At 65.6% G+C, this 25287-nt stretch carries 29 protein-coding genes; 13 read left to right on the top strand and 16 right to left on the bottom strand.

Annotated elements, in window-relative coordinates; genetic code table 11:
• Positions 1–22: 22 nt before the first annotated feature.
• The gene (dxs, locus tag HU748_RS10615; RefSeq protein ID WP_186720303.1) at positions 23–1918 is read left to right on the top strand and encodes a 1-deoxy-D-xylulose-5-phosphate synthase; all 1896 of its coding nucleotides are present in this window, start codon (positions 23–25) and stop codon (positions 1916–1918) included.
• 104 nt (positions 1919–2022) lie between these two features.
• The gene (locus tag HU748_RS10610; protein ID WP_186720302.1) at positions 2023–3894 is read left to right on the top strand and encodes a TonB-dependent receptor; all 1872 of its coding nucleotides are present in this window, start codon (positions 2023–2025) and stop codon (positions 3892–3894) included.
• Here the strand turns inward: HU748_RS10610 and HU748_RS10605 are convergent.
• The 12 genes from HU748_RS10605 to nrdR all read right to left on the bottom strand — a co-directional run bounded on the left by HU748_RS10605 (position 3872) and on the right by nrdR (position 12574).
• The gene (locus HU748_RS10605; RefSeq protein ID WP_186720301.1) at positions 3872–4681 is read right to left on the bottom strand and encodes a cobalamin-binding protein; all 810 of its coding nucleotides are present in this window, start codon (positions 4679–4681) and stop codon (positions 3872–3874) included. The genes HU748_RS10610 and HU748_RS10605 overlap by 23 nt on opposite strands.
• A complete protein-coding gene (locus tag HU748_RS10600) occupies positions 4681–5100 on the bottom strand; it encodes a nuclear fragile X mental retardation-interacting protein 1 (RefSeq protein WP_186669188.1) in 420 nt (139 codons plus the stop codon). Before HU748_RS10600 ends, HU748_RS10605 begins: the two co-directional genes overlap by 1 nt.
• A complete protein-coding gene (gene ribA, locus HU748_RS10595) occupies positions 5097–5714 on the bottom strand; it encodes a GTP cyclohydrolase II (RefSeq protein WP_186669186.1) in 618 nt (205 codons plus the stop codon). The genes HU748_RS10600 and ribA overlap by 4 nt, the downstream gene beginning before the upstream one ends.
• A gap of 131 nt (positions 5715–5845) precedes the next feature.
• The gene (locus HU748_RS10590; RefSeq protein ID WP_186669185.1) at positions 5846–6589 is read right to left on the bottom strand and encodes a transporter substrate-binding domain-containing protein; all 744 of its coding nucleotides are present in this window, start codon (positions 6587–6589) and stop codon (positions 5846–5848) included.
• A gap of 16 nt (positions 6590–6605) precedes the next feature.
• Positions 6606–7109, bottom strand: coding sequence for a phosphatidylglycerophosphatase A (locus HU748_RS10585; RefSeq protein ID WP_054893602.1), 504 nt, complete (start codon positions 7107–7109; stop codon positions 6606–6608).
• Complete coding sequence (gene thiL, locus HU748_RS10580) at positions 7106–8074, bottom strand: thiamine-phosphate kinase (RefSeq protein WP_186720299.1); 969 nt, start codon at positions 8072–8074, stop codon at positions 7106–7108. Before thiL ends, HU748_RS10585 begins: the two co-directional genes overlap by 4 nt.
• 18 nt (positions 8075–8092) lie before the next feature.
• Complete coding sequence (nusB, locus tag HU748_RS10575) at positions 8093–8593, bottom strand: transcription antitermination factor NusB (protein WP_186720297.1); 501 nt, start codon at positions 8591–8593, stop codon at positions 8093–8095.
• The gene (gene ribE, locus HU748_RS10570) at positions 8590–9066 is read right to left on the bottom strand and encodes a 6,7-dimethyl-8-ribityllumazine synthase (RefSeq protein WP_186669179.1); all 477 of its coding nucleotides are present in this window, start codon (positions 9064–9066) and stop codon (positions 8590–8592) included. The genes nusB and ribE overlap by 4 nt, the downstream gene beginning before the upstream one ends.
• 92 nt (positions 9067–9158) lie before the next feature.
• Positions 9159–10250 carry a bifunctional 3,4-dihydroxy-2-butanone-4-phosphate synthase/GTP cyclohydrolase II gene (gene ribBA, locus HU748_RS10565; RefSeq protein WP_186669178.1) on the bottom strand — a complete coding sequence of 364 codons (1092 nt, stop codon included), beginning with the start codon at positions 10248–10250 and terminating at the stop codon, positions 9159–9161.
• A gap of 18 nt (positions 10251–10268) precedes the next feature.
• Positions 10269–10934, bottom strand: coding sequence for a riboflavin synthase (locus HU748_RS10560; RefSeq protein ID WP_054893597.1), 666 nt, complete (start codon positions 10932–10934; stop codon positions 10269–10271).
• A 42-nt stretch (positions 10935–10976) separates the two neighbouring features.
• Positions 10977–12107 carry a bifunctional diaminohydroxyphosphoribosylaminopyrimidine deaminase/5-amino-6-(5-phosphoribosylamino)uracil reductase RibD gene (gene ribD, locus HU748_RS10555; protein ID WP_186720296.1) on the bottom strand — a complete coding sequence of 377 codons (1131 nt, stop codon included), beginning with the start codon at positions 12105–12107 and terminating at the stop codon, positions 10977–10979.
• Positions 12108–12109: 2 nt separating this feature from the next.
• Positions 12110–12574 (bottom strand): transcriptional regulator NrdR, encoded by a 465-nt coding sequence (gene nrdR, locus HU748_RS10550; RefSeq protein WP_186669174.1) that lies wholly within the window; start codon positions 12572–12574, stop codon positions 12110–12112.
• Positions 12575–12679: 105 nt separating this feature from the next.
• Here nrdR and HU748_RS10545 point away from each other — a divergent pair, with 105 nt between their 5' ends.
• Genes HU748_RS10545 through trxA form a run of 3 tightly spaced genes read left to right on the top strand, consistent with a single transcriptional unit; the run spans position 12680 to position 14720 of the window.
• A complete protein-coding gene (locus tag HU748_RS10545; RefSeq protein WP_186711047.1) occupies positions 12680–13132 on the top strand; it encodes a YbaY family lipoprotein in 453 nt (150 codons plus the stop codon).
• Position 13133: 1 nt separating this feature from the next.
• Entirely contained in the window at positions 13134–13793 is a 660-nt protein-coding gene (locus tag HU748_RS10540) for a 50S ribosomal protein L11 methyltransferase (RefSeq protein WP_186720295.1), read from the top strand.
• 39 nt (positions 13794–13832) lie between these two features.
• A complete protein-coding gene (gene trxA / locus HU748_RS10535) occupies positions 13833–14720 on the top strand; it encodes a thioredoxin (RefSeq protein WP_186711046.1) in 888 nt (295 codons plus the stop codon).
• A 61-nt stretch (positions 14721–14781) separates the two neighbouring features.
• On the opposite strand, the gene HU748_RS10530 is transcribed toward trxA, so the two are convergent.
• Positions 14782–15129, bottom strand: coding sequence for a hypothetical protein (locus tag HU748_RS10530; RefSeq protein ID WP_186720294.1), 348 nt, complete (start codon positions 15127–15129; stop codon positions 14782–14784).
• Between the two features lie 133 nt (positions 15130–15262).
• Here HU748_RS10530 and HU748_RS10525 point away from each other — a divergent pair, with 133 nt between their 5' ends.
• From HU748_RS10525 to HU748_RS10505, 5 genes are all read left to right on the top strand, one after another.
• On the top strand, positions 15263–15862 hold the full coding sequence (locus tag HU748_RS10525; protein ID WP_125930890.1) for a DUF2796 domain-containing protein: 600 nt from the start codon (positions 15263–15265) through the stop codon (positions 15860–15862).
• Positions 15863–16573, top strand: a complete 711-nt coding sequence (locus HU748_RS10520; protein ID WP_054893590.1) for an ATP-binding cassette domain-containing protein — start codon at positions 15863–15865, stop codon at positions 16571–16573.
• Entirely contained in the window at positions 16573–17838 is a 1266-nt protein-coding gene (locus HU748_RS10515) for an ABC transporter permease (protein WP_186669169.1), read from the top strand. The genes HU748_RS10520 and HU748_RS10515 overlap by 1 nt, the downstream gene beginning before the upstream one ends.
• A 9-nt stretch (positions 17839–17847) precedes the next feature.
• A complete protein-coding gene (locus HU748_RS10510; RefSeq protein ID WP_186720293.1) occupies positions 17848–18414 on the top strand; it encodes a DUF3299 domain-containing protein in 567 nt (188 codons plus the stop codon).
• Positions 18415–18524: 110 nt separating this feature from the next.
• Positions 18525–19208 carry an OmpW family outer membrane protein gene (locus HU748_RS10505; RefSeq protein ID WP_186669167.1) on the top strand — a complete coding sequence of 228 codons (684 nt, stop codon included), beginning with the start codon at positions 18525–18527 and terminating at the stop codon, positions 19206–19208.
• A 183-nt stretch (positions 19209–19391) separates the two neighbouring features.
• Here HU748_RS10505 and HU748_RS10500 read toward each other — a convergent pair whose 3' ends face one another.
• The gene (locus HU748_RS10500; protein WP_186720292.1) at positions 19392–20567 is read right to left on the bottom strand and encodes an MFS transporter; all 1176 of its coding nucleotides are present in this window, start codon (positions 20565–20567) and stop codon (positions 19392–19394) included.
• 100 nt (positions 20568–20667) lie between these two features.
• Between HU748_RS10500 and HU748_RS10495 the strand changes: the two genes are divergently transcribed.
• Positions 20668–21096: a helix-turn-helix domain-containing protein gene (locus HU748_RS10495; RefSeq protein WP_186670296.1), complete on the top strand. Its 429-nt coding sequence runs from the start codon at positions 20668–20670 to the stop codon at positions 21094–21096.
• Between the two features lie 84 nt (positions 21097–21180).
• Here HU748_RS10495 and HU748_RS10490 read toward each other — a convergent pair whose 3' ends face one another.
• Complete coding sequence (locus HU748_RS10490; protein WP_063542505.1) at positions 21181–22113, bottom strand: NAD-dependent epimerase/dehydratase family protein; 933 nt, start codon at positions 22111–22113, stop codon at positions 21181–21183.
• Positions 22106–22990 carry a sugar nucleotide-binding protein gene (locus tag HU748_RS10485; protein ID WP_186670295.1) on the bottom strand — a complete coding sequence of 295 codons (885 nt, stop codon included), beginning with the start codon at positions 22988–22990 and terminating at the stop codon, positions 22106–22108. The genes HU748_RS10490 and HU748_RS10485 overlap by 8 nt, the downstream gene beginning before the upstream one ends.
• Positions 22991–23427: 437 nt before the next feature.
• Between HU748_RS10485 and HU748_RS10480 the strand changes: the two genes are divergently transcribed.
• A complete protein-coding gene (locus HU748_RS10480) occupies positions 23428–24471 on the top strand; it encodes a hypothetical protein (protein ID WP_186670294.1) in 1044 nt (347 codons plus the stop codon).
• Between the two features lie 19 nt (positions 24472–24490).
• Complete coding sequence (locus HU748_RS10475) at positions 24491–25285, top strand: TSUP family transporter (protein WP_186670293.1); 795 nt, start codon at positions 24491–24493, stop codon at positions 25283–25285.
• The last annotated feature ends 2 nt before the right edge of the window (positions 25286–25287 follow it).

The raw sequence follows: 25287 nt of genomic DNA, 5'->3' as shown, positions 1-25287 counted from the left end.
CAAACCTATAACGACTCGCCTGATGCCCACGACGTTTCAAGAGATCCCCCGCGAACGCCCGGTCACGCCTCTGCTGGACCGCGCCGACACGCCAGCCGGCCTGCGCCGGCTGGCCGAAGCCGACCTGGAGAGCCTGGCCGACGAACTGCGCCAGGAGCTGCTCTATACCGTGGGCCAGACCGGCGGGCACTTCGGCGCAGGCCTGGGCGTCATCGAGCTGACGATTGCCCTGCACTACGTCTTCGACACCCCGGACGATCGCCTGGTGTGGGACGTAGGCCACCAGGCCTACCCGCACAAGATCCTCACCGGCCGGCGCAACCGCATGCTCAGCCTGCGCCAGAAAGACGGCATCGCCGCCTTCCCGCGCCGTAGCGAAAGCGAATACGACACCTTCGGCGTCGGCCACTCCAGCACCTCGATCAGCGCCGCCCTGGGCATGGCCATTGCCGCCCGTCTGCAGAACAACCCGCGCAAGTCGATCGCGGTGATCGGCGACGGCGCGCTGACCGCCGGCATGGCCTTCGAAGCGTTGAACCACGCCCAGGAAGTCGATGCCGACATGCTGGTGATCCTCAACGACAACGACATGTCGATTTCGCGCAACGTCGGCGGGCTGTCCAACTACCTGGCCAAGATCCTCTCCAGCCGCACCTACGCGAGCATGCGCGAAGGCAGCAAGAAAGTGCTGTCGCGCCTGCCCGGCGCCTGGGAGATCGCCCGCCGCACCGAAGAATATGCCAAGGGCATGCTGGTGCCCGGCACGCTGTTCGAGGAACTGGGCTGGAACTACATCGGCCCGATCGATGGGCATGACCTGCCGACGCTGATCGCCACCCTGCGCAACATGCGCGACCTCAAGGGCCCGCAGTTCCTGCACGTGGTCACCAAGAAAGGCAAGGGTTTCGCCCCCGCCGAAGTCGACCCGATCGGCTACCACGCCATCACCAAGCTCGAGCCCGCCGACAAGCCCGCCGCGCCGAAAAAGCCCAGCGGCCCGAAGTATTCCGCAGTGTTCGGCCAATGGCTGTGCGACATGGCCGCCGCCGACAACCGCCTGGTGGGCATCACCCCGGCGATGAAGGAAGGTTCGGACCTGGTCGCCTTCAGCGAGCGCTTCCCGGAGCGCTATTTCGACGTGGCGATCGCCGAGCAGCACGCCGTCACCTTCGCAGCCGGCATGGCCTGCGAAGGCGCCAAGCCGGTAGTGGCGATCTACTCGACCTTCCTGCAGCGCGCCTATGACCAACTGATCCACGACGTGGCGGTACAGGACCTCGACGTACTGTTCGCCATCGACCGCGCCGGCCTGGTCGGCGAGGACGGCCCGACCCACGCGGGTAGCTTCGACCTCTCGTACCTGCGCTGCATCCCGGGCATGTTGGTGATGACCCCGAGCGACGAGAACGAGCTGCGCAAGATGCTCAGCACCGGGCACCTGTACAAAGGCCCGGCCGCCGTGCGCTACCCGCGTGGCACCGGCCCCAACGCGCCGATCGACGGCGGCCTGGAGCCGCTGGAAATCGGCAAGGGCGTGATCCGCCGCCAGGGTTCGAAAGTCGCGCTGCTGGTGTTCGGCGTGCAACTGACCGAAGCGCTGCAGGTGGCCGAGCAGATCGACGCCACGGTGGTCGACATGCGCTTCGTCAAGCCGCTCGACGAGGCGCTTGTACTGGAGATGGCCGGCAACCATGAGCTGCTGGTGACCATCGAGGAAAACGCCATCATGGGCGGCGCCGGCGCTGCGGTCAGCGAGTTCCTGGCGCGTGAGGCGGTGGTCAAGCCACTGCTGCACCTGGGCTTGCCGGATATCTATGTCGAGCATGCCAAGCCTGCGCAGATGCTGGCCGAGTGCGGGCTGGATGCTGCTGGCATCGAGGCCTCGGTGAAAGCCCGCATGGCCAAGCTCGGCCTGTAAGGCCCTTTCGCGGGCAAGCCCGCTCCCACAGGGATTGCACAGTATTCGAGTACTGTAGAAACCCTGTGGGAGCGGGCTCGCCCGCGAATGCTATTGTACTGCCCATGAAAATCCTGACCTTTGCACCGCTGCTCTGCCTCCCCCTGCCCTTGCTGGCCGCCGAACGCGACAACGCCCTGAAGCTCCCCGACGTGCTGATCAGCGCCAACCGCGAAGTCGAATCGCGCAGCGCCACCAGCGCCGCCAACAGCGTCTTCACCCGTAACGACATCGACCGCCTGCAACCCACCAGCGTCACCGACCTGCTGAGCCGCGTGCCTGGTGTGCAGGTCGCGCCGACCGGCGGTCGTGGCAGCCTGCCGGGTATTTTCATCCGCGGCACCAAGGCCGCGCAGAGCCTGGTGCTGGTCGATGGCGTGCGCATCGCCAACGCCACCTCCGGCGACAGCGGCCTGCAGTTTCTCGACGTCGATCAGATAGAGCGCGTCGAAGTGCTGCGCGGCTCGCGCTCTGCGGTCTACGGCAGCGACGCCATCGGCGGGGTGATCCAGATCTTCACCCGACGCGCCAGCGGCCCCGGCCTGCAACCGCGGCTGCGCCTGGCGGCCGGCAGCAACCAGACCTTCCAGCGCAGCCTGGGGCTGTCCGGTGGTGATGACCAGACACGCTTCAACCTCGGCGCCAGCCTCGACGAAACCGCAGGCATCGATTCGACCGGGCCGTCCTTCGCCAGCGATGGCGATCACGACGCCTACCGCAACAAGTCTTTCAACCTGAGCCTGAGCCATACCTTCGGTGAGCGCTTCGAGGCCGGGGTGAACCTGCTCGACAGCCGGGGGCGCAGCGAATACGACAACCCCTTTGGCCGATTCGACCCGGTCAGCTTCGAAAGCTTCGGCCAGAAGCCCTACACCGACTTCACCGTCAGCAGCCTGGGCACCTACCTCGACGCCCAGCTCAGCGACCTCTGGCACTCGCGCGTGGAGATCGGCCACAGCGAGAATCGCGACCGCAAGCGCGACAAGCTCAGCGACGATGGCAGCGTGTTCAACACCTATCGCGACCAGATCACTTGGCAGAACGACCTCGCCCTCGACGCACGGAACAACCTCTCGCTGGGCGCCGACTGGTACCAGGACCGGGTGCACGGCAGCACCGACTTCGCCGAGGACAGCCGTTACAACCGTGCAGCCTTCATCCAGCATCGCTATAGCGGCGAAAGCTTCTCCACCGAACTGGGCATGCGGCGCGACCAGAACCAGCAGTTCGGCGGCCAGACCACCTGGAGCGCCAGCCTGACCCTGCCGTTGAACACCGACAACGACCTGCTGCTGTCGTACAGCGAAGGGTTTCGCGCGCCCACCTTCAACGACCTGTACTACCCGCAGTACAGCAACCCAGATCTCGACCCCGAACGCTCCAGGAGCTATGAGCTGCAATGGCGCAGCCAGTTGAGCGCCAGCAGCCGCCTGGAAACCTCGCTGTACCGCACCGACCTGCGCGATGCGATCATCTTCGGCGAGGGCTCGATCCCGCGGAACGTTGCCTCGGCGCGGATCAACGGCATGGAGGTCGCGCTTAGCCAGGATTGGGGCCCCTGGCGCAGCCAGCTCGGCCTGGCACTGATCGATCCACGCGACCGTGACACCGGCCATACCCTGGCTCGCCGCGCCCGCCGGACCTTGAGCCTGGACCTGGACCGACAGTTCGAGCGCTTCAGTGCAGGGGCGAGCTGGCAAGCGATCAGCAGCAGCTATGACGACGAGGCCAACCGCAACAGGCTCGGCGGTTACGCACTGCTGGGCCTGCGCGGTAGCTGGGCGGCAAGCGATGCGCTGAAGTTCGAGGTCAAGGTGGATAACCTGCTGGACAAAGGCTACAGCCGCGCGCTCTACAACTATGACGGCAATGACTATGGCTACCGCGAAGAAGGCCGCACCTGGCTGCTGAGCCTTACCTGGACACCGGCGCTCTAGACGCCAGCAGCGCACAAAGGCGCGCCGTCGCTTCGATCATCTGCCCGCTGGGGCGCTCCAGGCCCTTGTCGGGCACCACCAGCAAGTGTCCGTCGGCAACGGCACTGAGCTGTGGCCAGGCCTTCCAACCGGCCAACTGCGTAGCGTCGCCGGCCAGGATCACCTCAGGGTCACGCGCCAGCACAGACTCGACGCTCACCTGCGGCGCAGGCTGTTCGAGATCGGCAAAGACGTTGCGCGCACCGCAGACCGCCAGTGCGTCACTCACCACCTGACGGCCGCCCAAGGTGTACAGCGGCGAGTCCCAGACCTGATAGAACACCTTGAGCGGCTGCTCGCGGCGATAGCGCTCGCGCAGGTCGGCCAGGCGCTCTCGCAACCTGTCAGCGTAGCGCTGCCCCTGCTCGGCACGCCCCAGGCGCACGGCGATGGCCTGGATCTGCTCGATCAGTTGCGCCAGGTCGTGGGGCTCGCTGCTGAACGTGGCAATCCCCAACTGACGCAACTGGTCGCGCTGGGCCGGGGGCACGCTGCCGGGCCAGAGCAGCAGCAGGTCGGGCTTGAGCGCCAGCAGGTGCTCCATGTCCAGTTGCCCGTAGCGCCCGACCGATGGCAGATTTTTCAGACGGTGCGGCCGCTCGCCGCTGTCGAGCACGCCCACCAGCAGATCGTCCGCCTCAAGCTCCAGGACGATCTCGGTCATCGACGGCCCGAGGCTGACTACACGCGGCCCAGCCTCGGCAAATGCACCGATCGACAGCAGCACGGCAACGAAAAAGGCGCGCATCAGCCCAGTTGGCGCGGGATGCGATAGAGGTAGAGCAGCATCACGGTAGACAACGCCAACAACACCTGAGGCACCGCCTCCAGCCCCACCAGCACCGAGAGTGCGGCGATCCAGGCCGGGAAGCAGGCGTAGGTCATGGCCAGGCGACGAACCCGCGCCAGTTCGATCCAGGCAGCGGGTTCTTCGGGGGTGTCGAGTACCTTGGAGGTGCCGATCAGCGCCCGTTTGTAGGCACCGAAGCGCGGCAGGCTGAGAAACAGGGTCGCGGCGCCGGCGATGAACAGCGGCATTGCCAGCACCGGGATCAATGCCTGACCACCGCCAAAGGCCCAGGCCATGACCGGCAGCGGCACCAGGCCGACCGCCAGGTATTGCCACCAGGCCAGCGCCAGACGCCGCTTCACCTGGCCACGGGTCACGCCTGGGGCGCCTCGCCCTGGTGACGGTTGCCCATCATGTGACCGAGCTTGTCTGCCTTGGTGGCCAGGTACAGGCGGTTGTGCGGGTTGTGGCCGGTGTGCAGCGGCACGCGCTCGGCAACCACAATGCTCATGTCGGTCAGGGCTTTGACCTTGCGTGGGTTGTTGGTCATCAGGCGCAGCGACTTGACGCCGAGGTGCTCGAGCATCGGCAAGCACATGGCGTAGTCACGCTGGTCGGCAGCAAAGCCCAGGCGCTCGTTGGCCTCGACGGTATCGGCACCGCCATCCTGCAGTTCATAGGCGCGAATCTTGTTCAACAAGCCGATGCCTCGACCTTCCTGACGCAGGTACAGCAGCACGCCACGGCCTTCACGGGCGATGGCCTGCAGCGCGGCTTCCAGTTGCGAACCGCAGTCGCAACGCTGGCTGAACAGCGCGTCGCCGGTCAGGCATTCGGAGTGCAGACGCCCGAGCACCGGTTCACCGTCAGCGATATCACCCAGGCTGAGCACCACATGCTCGCGGCCGCTGGCTTCGTCGAGAAAGCCATGCATGGTGAATGTCGCAAAAGGCGTTGGGAGTTTGGAGGCGGCAACAAAGACGACGGGCACGTTGTGCTCCTGATAAGTAGGAAATTTCAATGGGCCAGATTGTATCAGCAGCCCAGCGGGCATGCGCAGGCTGAATCTCGCCGCTTAAGATCGAAAAGTTCGATGCATAGGCCTGCCAGACGCGCGCTCGATCAGTGCGGCTGGCTGTCGGACGCGAACGGGTACGGCTGGTTCCAGTGCTCGAAGATGGCCTTGAGTTCGCCGCTATGCACCAGCTTCGCCATGCGCTGGTCGAACAGGTCGCGCAAGGCCTTGCCTTGATCGCTGCGGGTAAAGGCCAGGTACAGCGGTAGTTCAGCGATGTGGGTGCGGCGGAAGTCCTGCGGCTTGCTGGCTTGATGCAGCACGTAGTCCACTTCCGTTTCGGCATCGATGTAGAAATCCACCCGGTCATGCTCAAGCATCGGCAGGATGCCTTCGCGACGCTGGATCTCGCGGAATTCATGCACATTCGGCAGATATCTGTCGTAGCCATAGCCACGTACCCAGGCTAGGCGATACTGGCCGACGCTGTTCAGTGCCGGGACTGGCTTGCTGGCCAGGCCGAGGGCATAGATATGATCCAGGTCGAAGTGCCAGCGCGGGTAGAGGTTGTCTTCGTTCTCTTCCTTGTACGAACCCACCCAGGCGTCGGCCTCGCCGCGCTTGACCAGCCCGACTGCACGGCTGTAAGGCGCGCTCGTTACCTCGACCTTCACCCCGGCCGGCTCGAACACCTTGCGCAGCACGTCCCAGGCAACGCCAGTGCCGTCGGCGTTGGTGTAGTCGATCCATTCCTCGCTGACCAGTCGCACCTGCTTCGGCAACTCAACGGCCCCGGCACTCCAGGGCAGGAAAACCAGCATCAGCGCCAGCAGCACAGTCCGTATGGCCATCGACCCGCTCCCTGTATCAGGCTACCGCCCAAACCAGCACTTGCATGCCCAGCCAGGCGAACACGCCAGCCAGGATATCGTCGAGCATGATGCCGACACCGCCGTGCACATGACGGTCGATCCAGCGGATCGGCCAGGGCTTGAGGATGTCGAAGAAGCGGAACATCAGGAACCCTGCGAGCAGCCACTGCCAACCCTCGGGCACCAGCCACAAGGTGATCCACATGCCGACCATCTCGTCCCAGACGATGCCTTCATGATCGTGCACGCGCAAGTCGTTCGCCACCTTGCCGCACAGCCAGAAGCCGAACAGCATGGTGATCCCCAGCAGCAGCCAGTAGCCCCAGTCCGGCAGCATCTGCCACAGCGGAATGAACGGCAGCGCCACCAGCGAGCCCCAGGTGCCCGGCGCCTTGGGCAGGGTGCCGGAGCCGAAGCCGAACGCGATGAAGTGCCACGGATTGCGCCAGACCGAAGGCGGAACGAACTCCGCAGGCACCTGATTGGGGTGGTCGGTCACGGTGTCTCCCTGAAATGTTGATAGCCCCGTTGCGTCGGGGTGATGTCACGACCCTGGCGATCACGCAGGGTGACGCCCTGCCCGTCCAGGACGCGGCCGATGACATGGACATGGATGAACCCCGGTAGCTGCAATGCCTGGTGTTGCGCGGCCGGGATGGTGAAGGCCAGCACATAGTCGTCGCCGCCGGTGAGCGCCGCGTGCACGGCAGCGTCACGCCCGAGGAAGGCCTCCAGTTCGGTAGATACCGGAACCTGGTGCTGGTTCACTTCGAGGGCGACGCCCGAGGCCCGGGCGATATGACCGCAGTCGGCAAGCAGGCCGTCGGAAACGTCCAGCGCCGCCGTAGCCTGGCCACGCAGCAGCTCGCCCAAGGTGAGCTGCGGCATCGGCGACCAGTACTGCGCAAGCAGCGCCTGGGCCTGTTCGGCCGGGGCCTGGCGCTCGCCCAGCACCAGCGGCAAGGCCCCCGCCGCGCTACCCAGGTTGCCGCCGACACACAGCAGATCACCCGGCCTGGCACCATCGCGGCGCAAGGCCTGCCCGGCCGGAACCCGGCCAAACACGGTCACGGTGATGCTCAGGGGGCCGCGCGTGGTGTCGCCGCCGATCAGGCTCATGCGACAGCGGTGGGCCATGCGCCCCAGGCCTTCGGCGTAGTCTTGCAGCCAATCCGCGCTGACCTCGGGCAAGGTCAGGGCCAGGGTGAAGCCGATGGCGGTCGCGCCCATGGCCGCCAGGTCGCTCGCGGCCACGGCCAACGAGCGCTGGCCGAGCAGCGAGGGGTCGCAGACCGCCGGAAAATGCACACCTGCGACCAGCGTATCGGTGGAGACCGCCAGCTGCTCGCCAGCCGGCAGCTCCAGCAGGGCGCAATCGTCGCCGATCCCCAGGGCCACGCCCTCGCCGCCCTGCGCACAGGGCGCGGCAGCGAAGAAGCGGCGGATCAGCTCGAACTCACCCATGGCTCGTCAGCGCCGGAATCAGCGCTTGTTGGCCTTGACTTCGGCTTCGCGCAGGTTGGGCGCGAGCTTGTCGAGCACACCGTTGACGAACTTGTGGCCGTCGGTGGCACCGAAGACCTTGGCCAGTTCCACACCTTCGTTGATCACCACGCGGTACGGTACGTCGACGCGCTTGATGAACTCCCAGGTGGACAGACGCAGCACGGCCAGCTCGACCGGGTCGAGCTCATCCAGTGCCAGGTCCAGGCAAGGCTTGAGTGCGCTGTCGATTTCGCCCTTGATTGCCGGAACCCCGTGGAGGATTTCGCGGAAGTAGGCACCATCGACATCGGAGAAATCGTTATCGACCCGGAACTGAGCCTCGATCTCGTTCAGCGAATGCTGCGCCATGTGCCACTGGTAGAGCGCTTGCGTGGCAAGCTTGCGGGCTTCGCGACGCTTGGCGGTCTTGGAGGGCTTGCCGGCATCCGCAGGTTTTGGATCGCGCGGGTTGAAACGATCGCTGTCGTCGCTAATCACTTGGCCTCCAACTGCGCCAGCAGGCTGACCATTTCCAGGGCGGACAGGGCAGCTTCGGCACCTTTGTTACCGGCTTTGGTGCCGGAACGCTCGATGGCTTGCTCGATGGAATCAACGGTCAGCACGCCGAAGGCGACCGGAACGCCGAACTCCATGGACACCTGGGCCAGGCCCTTGGTGCACTCGCCCGCCACGTATTCGAAGTGCGGGGTACCACCACGGATCACCGCACCCAGGGCGATGATCGCGCTGTAGTCACCTTGCTGGGCGACTTTCTGTGCCACCAGCGGGATCTCGAAAGCGCCCGGGGCACGAATGATGGTGATGTCGCTTTCGCTGACGCCATGGCGTACCAGGGCATCGACGGCACCGCTCACCAGGCTTTCGACGACGAAGCTGTTGAAGCGGCCAACCACCAAAGCATAGCGACCTTTGGGGGCGATGAAGGTACCTTCGATGGTCTTCAGGGTCATTCCGGTATTCTCATATTAAAGAGCGAGGCCGCACCGGGCGGCCTTCGGGAGGGTTCGGACACGAGCGCCAGGACAACGCTGGCGCACCTGTGTCACTCGGAGGGCACGTATTCTACAACTTCCAGATCGAATCCGGATATCGCGTTGAACTTCATCGGCGAGCTCATCAGGCGCATCTTGCGTACACCGAGGTCACGCAGGATCTGCGAACCGGCACCGACGGTGCTGTAGGTGCTCGGCACCTTGGCCTGCACGTCGCCTGCGCTTTCACGGATATGCGCCAGCAGCACGTCGCCGTCCAGCGGGTGGCCGAGCAGCAGCACCACGCCGCTGCCGGCCTCGGCCACGGTGGTCATGGCCGCGCGCAGGCTCCAGCGCCCTGGCTGCTTGACCATCAGCAGGTCGCGCAGCGGGTCCATGTTGTGCACACGCACCAGGGTCGGCTCTTCGGCGCAGATCTTGCCCAGCGTCAGCGCCATGTGCACGTCGCCTTCCACCGAGTCACGGTAGGTGACCAGATTGAACTGGCCCAGCTCGCTTTCGATCGGCTGTTCGGAGACGCGCTGCACGGTGCGCTCATGGATCATGCGGTAGTGGATGAGGTCGGCGATGGTGCCGATCTTGAGATTGTGCTGGGCGGCGAACACTTCCAGCTCGGCGCGACGCGACATGGTGCCGTCGTCGTTCATCACTTCGCAGATGACGCCACTGGGCTCGAAACCGGCCATGCGCGCCAGGTCGCAGGCTGCTTCGGTGTGCCCGGCGCGGGCCAGGGTGCCGCCTGGCTGGGCCATCAGCGGGAAGATGTGGCCCGGGCTGACGATGTCCTCGGCCTTGGCGTCCTTCGCGGCGGCAGCCTGCACGGTGCGGGCGCGGTCGGCGGCGGAGATGCCGGTGGTGACACCCTCGGCGGCCTCGATCGACACGGTGAACTTGGTGCCGAAGCCGGAGCCGTTGCGCGGCGCCATCAGCGGCAGCTTGAGCGTCTCGCAGCGCTCACGGGTCATAGGCATGCAGATCAATCCACGGGCGTGCTTGGCCATGAAGTTGATGTGCTCGGGCAGGCAGCACTCGGCTGCCATGATGATGTCGCCTTCGTTTTCGCGGTCTTCGTCATCCATGAGGATGACCATTTTGCCCTGGCGGATGTCTTCGACCAGTTCTTCGATGCTGTTGAGCGCCACGCGGCACCCCCTTCTCAATCAGGATTTCAAGAAGCCGTTGGCGGCCAGGAAGCTTTCGGTGATGCCACTGCCTTTGCTCGGCTCGGCGGCCTTGTCGCCCAGCAGCAGACGCTCCAGGTAACGGGCCAGCAGGTCGACCTCAAGGTTCACCCGACGACCTGCACGGTAATCGGCCATGATGGTTTCGGACAGGGTGTGCGGGACGATGGTCAGCTCGAACTCGGCGCCATCGACCTCATTGACCGTCAGGCTGGTGCCATCGACGGTGATCGAGCCCTTGTGGGCGATGTACTTGGCCAGCTCTTTCGGGGCGCGTACGCGGAACTGGATGGCGCGGGCGTTATCGCTGCGCGAGACGATTTCGCCGACACCGTCGACGTGACCGCTGACCAGGTGGCCGCCCAGGCGGGTGGTCGGGGTCAGGGCCTTTTCCAGGTTGACCCGGCTGCCGCTCTTGAGCTCGACCATGGCGGTACGCTTGAGGGTCTCGACGCTGACGTCGGCCCAGAAGCCATCGCCTGGCAGCTCCACGGCGGTCAGGCACACGCCGTTGACCGCGATACTGTCGCCGAGCTTGACGTCGCCCAGGTCGAGCTTGCCGGTCTCGACGTAGACGCGCACGTCACCACCCTTGGGGGTCATGCTGCGGATGGTGCCGATGGATTCGATGATGCCGGTGAACATGATGTTCTCCTCAGGTACGGGCTGCGCGAAGCAAGCCCGGCATTATACGCCGGGCGCGGGCAAGGGGATGGCTGTGACTCGCCAGTCATCGCCCACGGCGCGCATTTCGATGATTTTCAGCCGCGGCGCCTCGCTCATGTGCTCCAGCGGCAAGTCCAGCAGCGGGCGGGCCTGGGAGCCGAGGAAGGTGCCGGCGACGAACAACTGGTACTCGTCGATCAGGCCGTGGCGAGCGAAGGCGCCGACCAGCCCGGCGCCCGCTTCGAGCAGGACCTCGCTGGCACCGCGCTCGGCCAGCAGGCGCAGCAGCGCCGGCAAGTCGACCTGGCCATCGCTGCCGGGCAGCACCAGCAACTCATGGCCGGCGGCGGCGTAGCGCGGGTCGTGCGCGGCGGCGGTGACCACCAGCGCCGGACCGGCCTGGAAGAACGGGGCGTCCAGCGGCAGGCGCAGACGGCCATCGACCAGCACCCGCAGCGGCGGGCGCGAAACGGCCAGTGCGGTCATTTCCTCGTCCAGGCCAAGCTCGGCGGCGCGCACGGTCATCCGCGCGTTGTCGGCCAGCACGCTCTGGGCACTGGTCAGCACCACGCTGGAGCGGGCGCGCAGGCGCTGTACCGCAGCACGCGCCGCGGGGCCGGTAATCCACTGGCTCTCGCCATTGGCCATGGCGGTACGCCCGTCCAGGCTCATCGCAAGCTTGGCCCGAACGAATGGCAGGCCATGCTCCATGCGCTTGAGAAAGCCCGGGTTGAGTGCGCGAGCTTCGGCCTCGAGCACACCACTGGCAACCTCGATACCGGCTTCGGCCAGCCGCCCCAGGCCGCGCCCGGCCACTTGCGGGTTCGGGTCCTGCATCGCCGCCACCACCCGCGCCACACCTGCCTTGACCAGCGCTTCGGCACACGGTGGCGTGCGGCCATGGTGGCTGCACGGCTCGAGGGTGACGTAGGCGCAGGCGCCGCGCGCGCGCTCACCCGCCTGGCGCAGGGCATGCACTTCGGCATGCGGCTCGCCGGCACGCACGTGCCAGCCCTCACCGACCACTTCGCCGTCGCGAACGATCACGCAGCCCACGCGCGGGTTGGGGTGGGTGGTGTACAGGCCCTTGCGGGCCAGTTCCAGGGCACGGGCCATGTAATGGGCGTCAAGCAACGCGGTCTGGCTGGACATGCTTACTCTTTGGCTGGCTCACGAGCCAGGCGGTCGATTTCTTCACGGAATTCGTCGAGGTCCTGGAAGCGCCGGTACACCGAAGCGAAGCGGATGTAGGCGACTTCGTCGAGCTTGCGCAGCTCGGACATCACCAGCTCACCGACCACCAGCGACTTCACTTCGCGCTCGCCGGTCGCGCGCAGACGGCTCTTGATGTGCGCCAGCGCCGCTTCCAGGCGCTCGACGCTGACGGGGCGCTTTTCCAGCGCCCGCTGCATGCCGGCGCGCAGCTTGTCTTCGTCGAAGGGCTGGCGTGTGCCGTCCTGCTTGATCAGCCGGGGCAGGACCAGCTCGGCGGTCTCGAAGGTGGTGAAGCGCTCGCCGCAGGCGACGCACTCACGGCGACGACGGACCTGTTCGCCTTCGGCGACCAGTCGCGAATCAATGACCTTGGTGTCGTTGGCACCGCAAAAGGGACAGTGCATGGTGGCAGGCAACAAAAAAAGGGAGGGCCATGGTAGCGCATCCCACTGGCAAGACAAGCCAAAGGGGTTACCATCCAGAGAAATCTGCCTGTGAAGGATTACCCCATGCACCATCGAGCCCTCGTCGTCCTGTGCCTGGCCGGCCTGCTCGCCGCCTGCGGCAGCGACCGGCCGAAGACCGAACAGCCTGCGGCGTCCCCCGCGCCCAAGACGGTCAAGAAGAGCGACGAACCGGGCCCGCTGCCGGCCTACCAGCGCGAACTCAGCGGCACCCTGATGGAAATCCCCGCGGGCGCCGAAGTCGAGCTGGCACTGCTGGTGATCGACGAACGCGGCCGTCCCCAGCGCCTGCTGGCCAGCAGCGACCTGACCGGCACCGGCCAGGCCCTGCCCTATCACCTGCGTTTCAACCCCGAGGCCTTCCCGGCCGGTGCCCGAGTCGAGCTGCGCGGTCGCGCCAGCCGCTCCGGCCAACTGATCATGCACCTGCCGCCGCAGCGCATCGTCCAGGCCGAAACCCAGGCCACCGGCCCACTGCGTTTCGAGAAGGCGCCATAAGGTGACACCGCTACACCTGCAACAGGCCCTCAGCGGCCTGATTGGCGAGGCGCGCCTGGTCATCAGCGAACTGCCGGGCTGCGACCTCAAGCTGTGGCTGATCGACGCCGAGAACATGGACCGGGCATTCAGCCCCGACGAAACCCGGCGCATCCTCGGCGAGCCACCCTACTGGAGCTTCTGCTGGGCCAGCGGCCTGGCCATGGCCCGCTACCTGGCCCGGCACCCCGAATGGGTACGTGACAAGCGTGTGCTGGACTTCGGCGCAGGTTCGGGCATCGCCGGCATCGCTGCAGCCCGCGCCGGTGCGCGGGAAGTGGTCGCCTGCGACCTCGACCCACTGGCCCTGGACGCATGCCGCGCCAACGCCGCGCTCAATGGCGTGACGCTGGGCTACAGCGATGATTTTTTCGCCGAAGGCGACCGCTTCGACCTGATCCTCGTCGCCGACGTACTGTACGACCGCGCCAACCTGCCCTTGCTCGATGCCTTTCTCGGTCGGGGTCGCCAGGCACTGGTCGCCGATTCGCGGGTGCGTGACTTCAGCCACCCGCTCTATCGCCAGCTCGGCGTGCTCGACGCCCTGACCCTGCCAGACCTGGCCGAGCCGCACGAATTCCGCCGGGTCAGCCTGTACCACGCCAGCCGCGAGCCTTTATAGTGGTGCCATTCCGAATTTGCGAAAGCTGCGAGAGTTGCGATGAGCCAAGCTTCCTCTAACACCGCCACGCCCTACATCTTCGACGCCACCGATGCGAATTTTCAGCAGCTGGTGATCGATAACTCCTTCCACAAGCCCGTGCTGGTGGACTTCTGGGCCGAATGGTGCGCGCCCTGCAAGGCGCTGATGCCGCTGTTGGCGAAGATCGCCGAGGGCTACCAGGGCGAGCTGCTGCTGGCCAAGATCAACTGCGATGTCGAGCAGCAGGTGGTGGCCCAGTTCGGTATCCGCAGCCTGCCGACCGTGGTGCTGTTCAAGGATGGCCAGCCGGTCGACGGCTTTGCCGGTGCCCAGCCGGAGTCGGCCATCCGCGCCATGCTCGAACCTCATGTGCAGATGCCTGCCGCGCCGACCGCCTCGCCACTGGAGCAGGCCAAGGCACTGTTCGCCGAAAGCCGTTTCAGCGAAGCCGAAGCACTGCTGCAGGCCCTGCTCGGTGAAGACAACAGCAACGCCGAAGCGCTGATCTACTACGGCCGCTGCCTGGCCGAGCGCGGCGACCTGGACGCCGCGCAGCAGGTGCTGGACGCGGTCAAGAGCGATGAACACAAGGCCGCGCTGGCCGGTGCCAAGGCGCAGCTGACCTTCCTGCGCCAGGCCGCCAGCCTGCCGGAGGCCGCCGAGCTCAAGAGCCGCCTGGCGCAGAACCCGCAGGATGACGATGCGGCCTATCAGTTGTGCATCCAGCAACTGGCGCGCCAGCAGTACGAAGCCGCGCTGGACGGGCTGCTCAAGCTGTTCCAGCGCAATCGCGCCTACGAGAACGGCCTGCCGCAGAAGGCCATGCTGCAGGTGTTCGACCTGCTCGGCGGCGACCATCCGCTGGTGGGTGTGTACCGCCGCAGGTTGTCTTCGGCGATGTTCTAAGCCCCAAGGCGCAGCCACCTCCTGCAGGAGGTGGCATCCAGCCACGCACCGCCCTCGGCAACTAGCCTACCCAGCGATATACCGGCGCATCCGCGCCGCTTTCCACCTTCACTTCACTGCTGTGGCGCAACCGCACCAGCAGCCGCTTGCCTGCCGCAACACTGCCGGCCAACCCTTCCAGCCGCTCGAGCAACTCAGGCCCACTGAGCGCCCCGGCCTGACGCAGCACCTCGCGCGCCGCTGACCACTGGCTATCGTCCTGCCGCGCTGGCGCAGTCACAGGCGTACTCGCCACCTCTGCCAGTGCAGGCGCCTCTTCGAGCCTGCGCCCAAGCTGAGCCCACTCCGCCGGGTCCAGTTCGATGGTCAGGTCTACCGGCCAGTCGCCGATCTGTCCTCGGATTCTCACGCTGCCTTCCTTCAATCGCGGATCGATGACGTGCATGCTCCCACGACATGAAACCTGCGCCAAGCGTGTGGCATCGACCAGAAAAGTTGTTATAACATTACCAAATCTTTCCCGTCCGCTTCCGGAGTCGTCCATGCGCCGCCTGCTCCTCGCCTTGCCCTTCGCCCTGCTGCCACTGGCCGTTGCCCAGGCCCATGAAGATCACGATCACGACCACGATCATGCCCACGGCACCTTGCCTGCCCACGAGCACGGCGTCGCACGCCTGAACGTCGGCCTGGATGGCAATACCCTGGAGCTGGCGCTGGAGAGCCCGGCAATGAACCTGGTCGGCTTCGAGCACATGCCTGGCAGCGATGCCGACAAGGCCAAGGTCGAGGCTGTGCGCAAACAACTCGAACAGCCGCTCAAGCTGTTCGGCCTGGCCAGCGCGGCCGGTTGCAAGGAAGACCAGCAGGAGCTGGAAAGCCCGCTGTTCGGTGACGAGCCATCGGCCAAGGACGACGACGGTGACGACGATCACGACCATGACCACGCGCATGAACACCAGCACAGCGAGATCCACGCGCACTACCAGCTGACCTGCGCAGCTCCGGCCAAGCTGACCCAGATCGACCTGTCGCCGCTGTACAAGGCTTACCCGCAAACCCAGAAGATCAATGTGCAGTTGGTCGGCCCGAACGGCCAGAAGGGCTTCGAAAGCACCCCGGCCAAGGCCGTGGTTGCGTTCTGAATGAGCCAGCCGCTGATCGAACTGCATGACCTGGTGTTCGCCTGGCCAGGTCAGCAGCCGTTGCTGAACATCCCCCAGTTCCGCCTGGAGGCCGGTGAGGCACTGTTCCTCAAAGGCCCCAGCGGCAGCGGCAAGACCACCCTGCTCGGCCTGCTGGGCGGGGTCAACCTGCCCGACCAGGGCGAAGTGCGACTGCTCGGGCAGAACCTGGCCGAGCTGGGCCAGGGCGCTCGTGACCGTTTCCGCGTCGACCATACCGGGTACATCTTCCAGCAGTTCAACCTGCTGCCGTTTCTCTCCGTGCAGGAAAACGTCGAATTGCCCTGCCGATTTTCGCGCAGCCGCGCCGAACGCGCAGCGCAGCGCCATGGCAGCATCCACCAGGCGGCGGCGCAATTGCTTGCCCACCTGGGCCTGGGCGACCCCGACCTGCTCGCCCGACGCGCCGACACCCTGTCGATCGGCCAGCAGCAACGCGTCGCCGCTGCGCGCGCGCTGATCGGCCAGCCGGAACTGGTGATCGCCGACGAGCCGACCTCAGCGCTCGACGCCGACACCCGCGAGGTGTTCATCCGCCTGCTGTTCGACGAATGCCGCGCTGCAGGTTCCAGCCTGCTGTTCGTCAGCCATGACCAGAGCCTGGCGCCCCTGTTCGACCGCGACCTGTCGCTGGCCGAGCTCAACCGCGCCGCCAAGCCTCGGGAGGCCTGATGTACCTGCTCCGTCTAGCCCTGGCCAGCCTGGCCAACCGCCGTTTCACCGCGTTTCTCACCGCCTTCGCCATCGCCCTGTCGGTGTGCCTGCTGCTGGCCGTGGAGCGCGTGCGTACCGAAGCCCGCGCCAGCTTCGCCAACACCATCAGTGGCACCGACCTGATCGTCGGGGCGCGCTCGGGGTCGGTCAACCTGCTGCTGTACTCGGTGTTCCGTATCGGCAACGCCACCAACAACATCCGCTGGGACAGCTTCGAGCACTACGCCAAGGACCCGCGGGTCAAGTGGGCGATCCCGATCTCCCTGGGCGACTCGCACCGTGGCTACCGGGTGATGGGCACCAACAGCGATTACTTCACCCACTACCAGTACGGGCGCCAGCAGCACCTGCAGCTGAGCCAGGGCCGCCAGTTCGCCAACGACCCATTCGAAGTGGTACTGGGCGCCGAAGTGGCCGAAGCCCTGCACTACAAGCTCGGCGACACCCTGGTGCTGGCCCACGGCATCGCCACCATCAGCCTGGTCAAGCACGACGACAAACCCTTCACCGTGGTCGGCATCCTGCAGCGCACCGGCACGCCCGTGGACCGCACCCTGCACATCAGCCTGGCGGGGATGGAGGCCATTCACGTCGACTGGCAGAACGGCGTACCGGCTCGAGGCGCCGCACGCATCAGCGCCGACCAGGCGCGCACCATGGACCTGCGCCCCACGGCCATCACCGCCTTCATGCTGGGCCTGAACAGCAAGATCGCCACCTTCAGCGTGCAGCGCGAAATCAACGATTTTCGCAGTGAGCCGCTGCTGGCGATCCTGCCGGGCGTGGCACTGCAGGAGCTGTGGGGCATGATGGGCATCGCCGAGCAGGCGTTGTTCGTAGTGTCGCTGTTCGTGGTGCTGACCGGCTTGATCGGCATGCTCACGGCGATTCTCACCAGCCTCAACGAACGGCGACGCGAGATGGCCATCCTGCGTTCGGTGGGTGCGCGCCCCTGGCATATCGCCGGGCTGCTGGTGCTGGAAGCGCTGGCGTTGTCGGTCAGTGGTATCGTCGCCGGGCTGGGGTTGCTCTATGGAGGGATCGCCTTGGCCCAGGACGCGGTACAGTCCAACTACGGGCTGTTCCTGCCGCTGGCCTGGCCAAGCCCGCACGAATGGACCCTGCTGGCGATCATCCTCGGCGCGGCACTGCTGATGGGCAGTGTTCCGGCCTGGCGTGCCTACCGGCAGTCGCTGGCCGATGGCCTGTCGATCCACCTCTGAGAGTTTGTCATGTCGATCCCTGTGGGAGCGGGCTTGTCCGCGAAGAAAGCACTACAGATCCTCCTGCTGTTGCTGCTGGTGCTGATCATTCCGGCCTGGGCGGACGAGCCGCGCGAGCTGGACTGGCCGGCACTGATCCCCGAGGGCGCGCCCGTCATCCCCCCACAGCTCACCCCGCTGCATGACCTCTCGCAGATGGGCAACTCGCTGGGCGACGCGCTCGCTGCCGAGTCTGCCCCGGCAGCCCGCCAGCAGGCGCCCGACGCCCCGGTGGTGAAAGCGCTGGATGGCCAGCAGATCAAACTGCCCGGCTACATCGTGCCGCTGGAAGTGAGCGAAGAAGGCCGCACCACCGAGTTTCTCCTGGTGCCCTACTACGGCGCCTGCATCCACGTGCCGCCGCCGCCGTCCAACCAGATCGTGCACATCTTCAGCGAGATGGGCGTGCGCGTCGAAGACCTGTACCAGCCCTACTGGATCGAGGGACGCATGCAGGTCAAGAACACCAGTAGCGAGCTGGCCGACGCCGGATACCAGATGGAAGCCGAGAAAATCTACGCATATGAGCTGAAATGAGAACTGTGTCGCCCGTGTGAAGCCCGCTTCGTTGAGCTGAGTCAAACAATGTGTTTGGACGGCTCCTTACCATTGGACTACTCGATTACTCACGTCCTCTGGGAGCTTCCATGAACAAGACATTGCTCGGTGCCTCGCTCGTCGCGCTGGCACTCGCAGCCCCCGTTGCCCACGCCCACCAGGCGGGCGACTTCATCCTCCGTGCTGGCGCCATCACCACCGCGCCGAACGAAAGCAGCAGCGATCTCAAGCTCGACGGCGCCAAGGTCTCCGGCACCAAGGCCACCCTCGACAGCGACACCCAACTGGGCCTGGCCTTCGCCTACATGCTCACCGACCACATCGGTATCGAGCTGCTGGCCGCCACGCCGTTCAAGCACACCGTGGGCGTCAAGGGCCTGGGTGGTGGGCTCGACGGCAAGCTGGCCGACATCAAGCAACTGCCACCGACCCTGTCGCTGCAGTACTACCCGATGGAAGCCTCGTCGAAGTTCCAGCCCTACGCCGGTATCGGCATCAACTACACGCTGTTCTTCGATGAAGACCTCAGCAGCGCCCGCAAACAGCAGGGCTTCAGCAACATGAAGCTGCAGGACTCCATCGGCCTGGCTGGCCAGCTGGGCATGGACTACATGCTGACCGACAACCTGTTGGTCAACGCCGCAGTCTGGTACGTCGACATCGACACCAAAGCCACCATCGACGGCCCAAGCGCCTTGGGCGTGGGCAAGACCAAGGTCAGTGTCGATGTCGATCCATGGGTCTACATGGTAGGTATCGGCTACAAGTTCTGACACGCCGCTCCTGCACACCTGCAGGAGCAACTGTCCTGTTCAGAATCTAAAGGCCAGCCCAATCTCCCTGTGGGAGCGGCGGTTCGGCGCCCCGACTTGCCCGCGAACACGGGCGTAGCCCGTGCCAGACTGCGCGGTGGCTTTTTCGCGGGCAAGCCCGCTCCTACACGAGCGCAGCAATCCTCAGCGATGCAGCAGCCACCAATACCCCCACGCCAACGCGCTGATCCCAGCCCCCAGCCCACACACCGCGCCCCACCCCCACGCCCCGTAGACCCAGCTCGCTGCCACCGCCCCTGCCCCGCTGCCAACCGAATAGCAGCACATGTACGCGCCAACCAGGCGACTGGCCATCTGTGCACGCCCGGCCAGCAGCAGGCTCTGGTTGGTCACATGCACCGCCTGCACGGCCAGGTCCAGCATCACCACACCGGCCACCAGGGCCAGCAACGACTGCTCGACGAACAGGCTCGGCAGCCACGACAATGTCAGCAGCCCCAGCGCCAGCCCCGTGGTGCGCTGCCCCAGACCACGATCGGCCAGGCGCCCGGCACGCGAGGCGGCAAGGGCGCCGGCGACACCGGCCAGGCCGAACAGGCCGATCTGGGTGTGGGTCAGTTGCAGCGCACTCAACGGCAGCACCATGCTGCTCCACAGCACGCTGAACGCCGCGAAGATCAGCAGCGCGAACACACCCCGCTGGCGCAGCAGCCGATCATCGCGCAGCAACACCACCATCGAACACAACAACGTCCGGTACCGTTGGCGCTGCCCCGGCGGCCGTGCAGCGGGCATACGCCAGCCGAGCAGCGCCACCATCAGCAGCACCAGCCCGGCAGCTGCGAAATAGACGCCTCGCCAGCCGGCCAGGTCAGCCACGACACCCGCCACCAGCCGCGCCAGCAAAATGCCCAGCACAATGCCGCTGGTGACCGCGCCCACCGCCTGCCCCTGCTGCGCCGGTGTCGCCAGGGTGGCTGCCTGGGCGACCATCAACTGCACCACCACGGCCATCAGCCCGACCATCCCCATGGCCGCCAACAGCGCCGCCCAATGCTGGGCCAGGCCGACCGCAACCAGCGCCAGTGCCGACAGCAGCAACTGCGCGAGGATCAAGCGCTTGCGGTCGAGCAGATCACCCAGCGGCACGATCAGCAGCAATCCCAGCGCATAACCTGCCTGGATTGCGCCGACCACCCACCCGACCTGACCACTCGGCACGCCCAGGCTCTGGGCCATGGACTCCAGCAGCGGCTGGGCGCAGTACACCGTAGCCACCGCCAGTGCGCAGGCTGCGGCCAGCAGAAGGGTCAGGCCGCGCGTGAGTTGAAACGACGACGCTTCGTGGGCAGATGACATGCAGACTCCTGGAAATCTGGTTTTAAAATGAAACCATAGGCTGGATTTCTAGCAAATCTGGTTTTAGTCTGCAACCACAGTGACAAATCCGGAATGAGCGATGCTCGACGAAAACAACAGCCGATGCCCCGTGGCCCGAGCCCTCGAAGTGCTCGGTGACCGCTGGGCACTGATGATCCTGCGCGACGCGTTCGATGGGTTGCGCCGCTTCAGCGCGTTCCAGAAGAACCTGGGGCTGGCGAAGAACATCCTCGCCACGCGACTGAAGCTGCTGGTGGAAACAGGGCTCATGGAACTGCAGCCGGCGTCGGATGGCAGTGCGTACAAGGAATATGTGCTGACAGAGAAAGGCCGCTCGGTGTTTCCGATCGTGGTGGGCCTGCGTCAGTGGGGGGAGCGCTTTCAGTTCGAGGCGGGCGAGGCGCGTTCGGTGCTGCTGGACAATGCCAAGGGCGAACCTGTGGCGAAGCTGGAAGTGCGGGCGCGGGATGGGCGGTTGCTGAGGCCAGAGGATTGTCGGCGGGCTTGAAGGTGTTCTGGCCTGTCAGGGCCTGTTCGCGGGTACTCCACTGTCCTGGAGATCAGTGAAGTACCCGCAAGGTCAGCGTGTTTGTCAGTCTTTGCCCAACAAACGCGCCAGCCCCTCGGCGATCGGGGTCGCCTGGGGAAAATCAAAACGCGCCAACAGCCGGTGGTTGTCCGCCCGCGAGTGGCGGATATCCCCCGCGCGCGCCGGGCCATGGCTGATCGTCGGCAAGCTGCCAACCACCTGCTGCAATGCCGCAAGCAAGTGATTCAGCGAAGTCGCCTGGTTCAAGCCGATGTTCACAGCGCCCTCTTCCACCTGCGGCTGCTCCAGCGCCTGCACCATCACCTGCACCAGGTCGCCGACATAGAGGAAGTCGCGGGTCTGCTCGCCATCGCCGAACACGGTGATCGGCAAGCCCTTGGTCGCACGCTCGCAGAAGATGCTGATCACCCCCGAGTACGGCGACGAGGGATCCTGGCGCGGTCCGAAGATATTGAAGAAGCGGAACACCACCGGCTCCAGCCCATGTTGGCGGCGGTAGAAGTCCAGGTACTGCTCGCCAGCCAGCTTGTCCACGGCGTAAGGCGTCAGTGGCGCCTTGGGCGTGTCCTCGGTGATCGACTGGCCTTCGCCATTGTTACCGTAGACCGCTGCGCTCGAGGCGAACAACACCCGGCGCACACCATTGATGCGCATCGCCTCGCAGACGTTGAGGGTGCCGATGAAGTTGCTCTGGTGGGTCTTGACCGGGTCGTCCACCGACGCCTGCACCGACGCAACCGCAGCGAGGTGGACCACCGCCGCGCAGCCGGCGGCTGCACGGGTAACCAGTGCAGTGTCGGCAACATCGCCTTCGATCAGTTGCAGGCGCGGATGGTCGATCTGCAGGTTGCTGCGCTTGCCGGTGGACAGGTCATCGAGAATGCGCACCGCATAGCCTTTGTCGAGCAGCGCATCGCACAGGTGGGAGCCGATGAAACCAGCTCCGCCGGTAATGAGGATGGGGGCATCAGCCATGACGATAGAAACGGTCCAGTAAGGGCGGCAAGCCGGCGCGCCAGGCACGGGGCTTGATGCCGAAGGTGTGAAGGATCTTCTTGCAGGCCAGCACCGCATGCTGCGGCTCCTCGCTGGCATCCGGGCGCGCGGCGTGGGCCTGTGCGGTGGGGGCCTGCACGGCCAGCTTGTGCCACTGCGCCGCCTCGGAAAGGATAGCTTGCCCCAGCGCCAAGGGTGTGGTCGCCTCGTTGCCGGCGTAATGGTAGGTGCCCCACAGCGGCGCGTCGCAGTCCAGCTGCTTGATCACCGAGAGGATCACCCTGGCAGCGTCGTCCACCGGCGTCGGGTTGCCGCGGCGGTCATCGGCCAGCAGCAGCTCCTGCGGTTGCTCGGCGCGAGTCAGGAAACGCCCGAGTGCGCCGTCAAGGCTTTCGTCCAGCACCCAGCCGAAACGCAGCAGCACATGTTGCGGGCAGGCCGCACGCACGCTCTGCTCGATACGCCACAGCGCCTGGCCACGCAGGCCCAGCGGCACCGGCTCGTCCTTCTCGCTGTAGGAAGTGGCGCGCGAACCGTCGAACACGCGGTAGCTGGAGGGCTGGACCAGAGTGATCTCGTGGTGCTGGCACAGTTCGGCAAGACGCTCCACGGCACGCTCCTGAAGGGCCAGGCGCTGTTCGCTGACCGACTCGGCCTGGAACCAGTCGAAGTAATAGGCCAGGTTGACCAGGGTGTCGGGGCGGTGATCGTCGAGCAACTGGGTGAGGCTGGCCGGATCCCAGCCCTCGTCCGGCGGGCGCGGAGCCAGGAACGCGATGTCTTCCTCGGCCCCAAGACGAATCAGCGCTTGCCCGAGGGCATTGCCACCACCCAACAGCATCAGGCGCATACGCATAGAGTCAGCAGGTCCGCTCAGATCGATTAAGGGAAAGGGGTCATTTTGCGGTTTCCGCCTGGGGAAGTCCAACCCTTGGGGTTCGCTTGTCTTTGTGTGGGAAATTTCCAATAGGCATCGAAGATTTCTCTGTCGCTCACATAAAACCGGTCTTGCACCACGGCAGACGAAAACCCTGAACTAATAGCAGAAGCCGGGGCATGGCAGCCCCGTGTGCGCACCCGACAATCAGGAGAATCACCATGGCGTGCCTGCTTCGTTCTTCACAACGCTTCACAGCCGTGAAATTTTCTCGCCCCTCTTTTGCGCCTTCGGAAACTACCCGATACTGCGCGGCAGTTGGCCACTACAGACTGTATTCACCGCAGTCAGGCCAACGCACTCCAGCTGTCGGCCGGCACGGAACGCCAACACAACAATAACAAGGAAGGTTTCCCATGCAGGATTCCGAAGTCGCGTACCTGGAATTTACCCAGGACCAAGCCGATGCGCTGTTCGTCGCCAGTCAATCCCTCGCCCGACTTGGCGGCCCGGAAGTCTTCGGGGCGGCTGGCAAGGCACGGCAATCTGCCGAAACGCTGGCAGGATCGCTCGCCCCCCAGCAACAGGCAACACTGCGGCGCTTCGCCGACGGCACGCTGTCGGCACTGATGTACCGCGGCATGACCAGTCCGGACGACGACCCCATTCCCGAATACCTGCCTGAACTGCAGGGCCTGGAGCACGACCCCCGCTGCCTCTACCTGGCCTCGCGCAACCAGATCCTGCTGGAACTGGTGCGTTACCGGGCGTTCGCCTTCGATATCGACAACGAAGGCAAGCAGGTGCGTCTGGTCGGCAACTTCAAGGGCGGCGGCAGCCAGCCGCGCCCGGAGGAAACCCGCGACACCCGCGTGGAACTCAGCTCCCACGCCGGTCTGCGCCTGGGGCCACACACCGAAGCTCCGTACAACTGCTCGGTGATCGCTCGCGATGACCATTCGCCTGCGCCCTCTGCACTGATCCTCACCGCGCGCTGGAACCCGGCGAACGAGCCTACCCACGTCATCCCCATGCGCGAGGTCATCGAAGGCTTGGGCAGCCTGCATGCGCTGGCGCTGACCTCGGCATCGTTCGACTTCACCCGCAGCGACTGCTTCGTCGCCGGCAGCGGCGAACCGGAGCAGGCCACCGCGATGCTGCAGTTCGACGCCAATGGCGGCTTCGCACTGCGCTACAACTCGTACCGGTTCTCGCTCAACGACCAGGCCAGCGACCTCGCCGCCCAGGCCTTCGACGCCTTCCAGCAACGGGTCGCCGAGACACGGCCACGGCCCTTCGTGCTGCAACCGGACACTGCTTTGGTGATCAACAACAACCGCGCCCTGCATGGTCGCGACATCGTCCAGGACAACCGTCGCCTGCTGGTGCGGCTGTTCGGCTACTCCCCCTTCGCCCAACCTCGGGTGATCACTCCGGATCCGCTGCTGGTGCGCGGCTGAATAAAAGGAACGTGCGGTAATGATGGAAATCGATGTCTCCCTGCTGCTGACCCTGGCGTCGGTGGCGCTGATGGCCGGCTTCTTCGACGCCATCGCGGGTGGCGGCGGGCTGATCACCCTGCCGGTACTGTTCGTCGCCGGCATCGACCCGTTGGCGGCCATCGCCACCAACAAGTTCCAGGCGGCCTCGGCGACGGTGTCGGCCACCGTCGCCTTCGCCCGCAAGGGCATGATCGACTGGCAACGCGGCCTGCCCATGGCCGCCATGGCCTTCACCGGAGGCGCCCTCGGGGCGCTGTCGGTGAGCCTGGTGCCCAAGACGTTCCTGCAGGCCTGTGTGCCGGTGCTGCTGATCCTGGTGGCGGCCTACTTCGCCTTCAGCCCCAAGCCCGACGAGCACGAGCGCAAGGCGAAGATCTCCAACGCGGTGTTCTGCCTGACCGCCGCACCGCTGATCGGCTTCTATGACGGCGTGTTCGGTCCCGGGGTGGGTTCGTTCTTCATGCTCGCCTGCGTGATCCTGCTCGGCCAGCACCTGCTGCGCGCGGTGTGCAACAGCAAGCTGCTCAACGCCGCGTGCAACCTGGGCGCCCTCTCGGTATTCTCGCTGAGCGGGGCGATCATCTGGCCCCTGGCCCTGGCGATGGCCTGTGCCGCGTTCATCGGTGCGCAACTGGGCGCACGCTGCGCGGTGCATTTCGGGCCCAGGCTGATCAAGCCGTTGCTGGTCTGCGTGTGCTGCATCATGGCCCTCAAGCTGCTGCTTGGCGCAGGCAACCCGCTCGGCGAATGGCTGCAACATCAGTTCCTCTAAGG

Source organism: Pseudomonas sp. RW3S2 (genome assembly GCF_014268955.1).
Taxonomy (GTDB): domain Bacteria; phylum Pseudomonadota; class Gammaproteobacteria; order Pseudomonadales; family Pseudomonadaceae; genus Aquipseudomonas; species Aquipseudomonas wayambapalatensis.
Note: the sequence above shows the minus strand (reverse complement) of the source record. Positions and strands in the feature narration are given on the sequence as shown.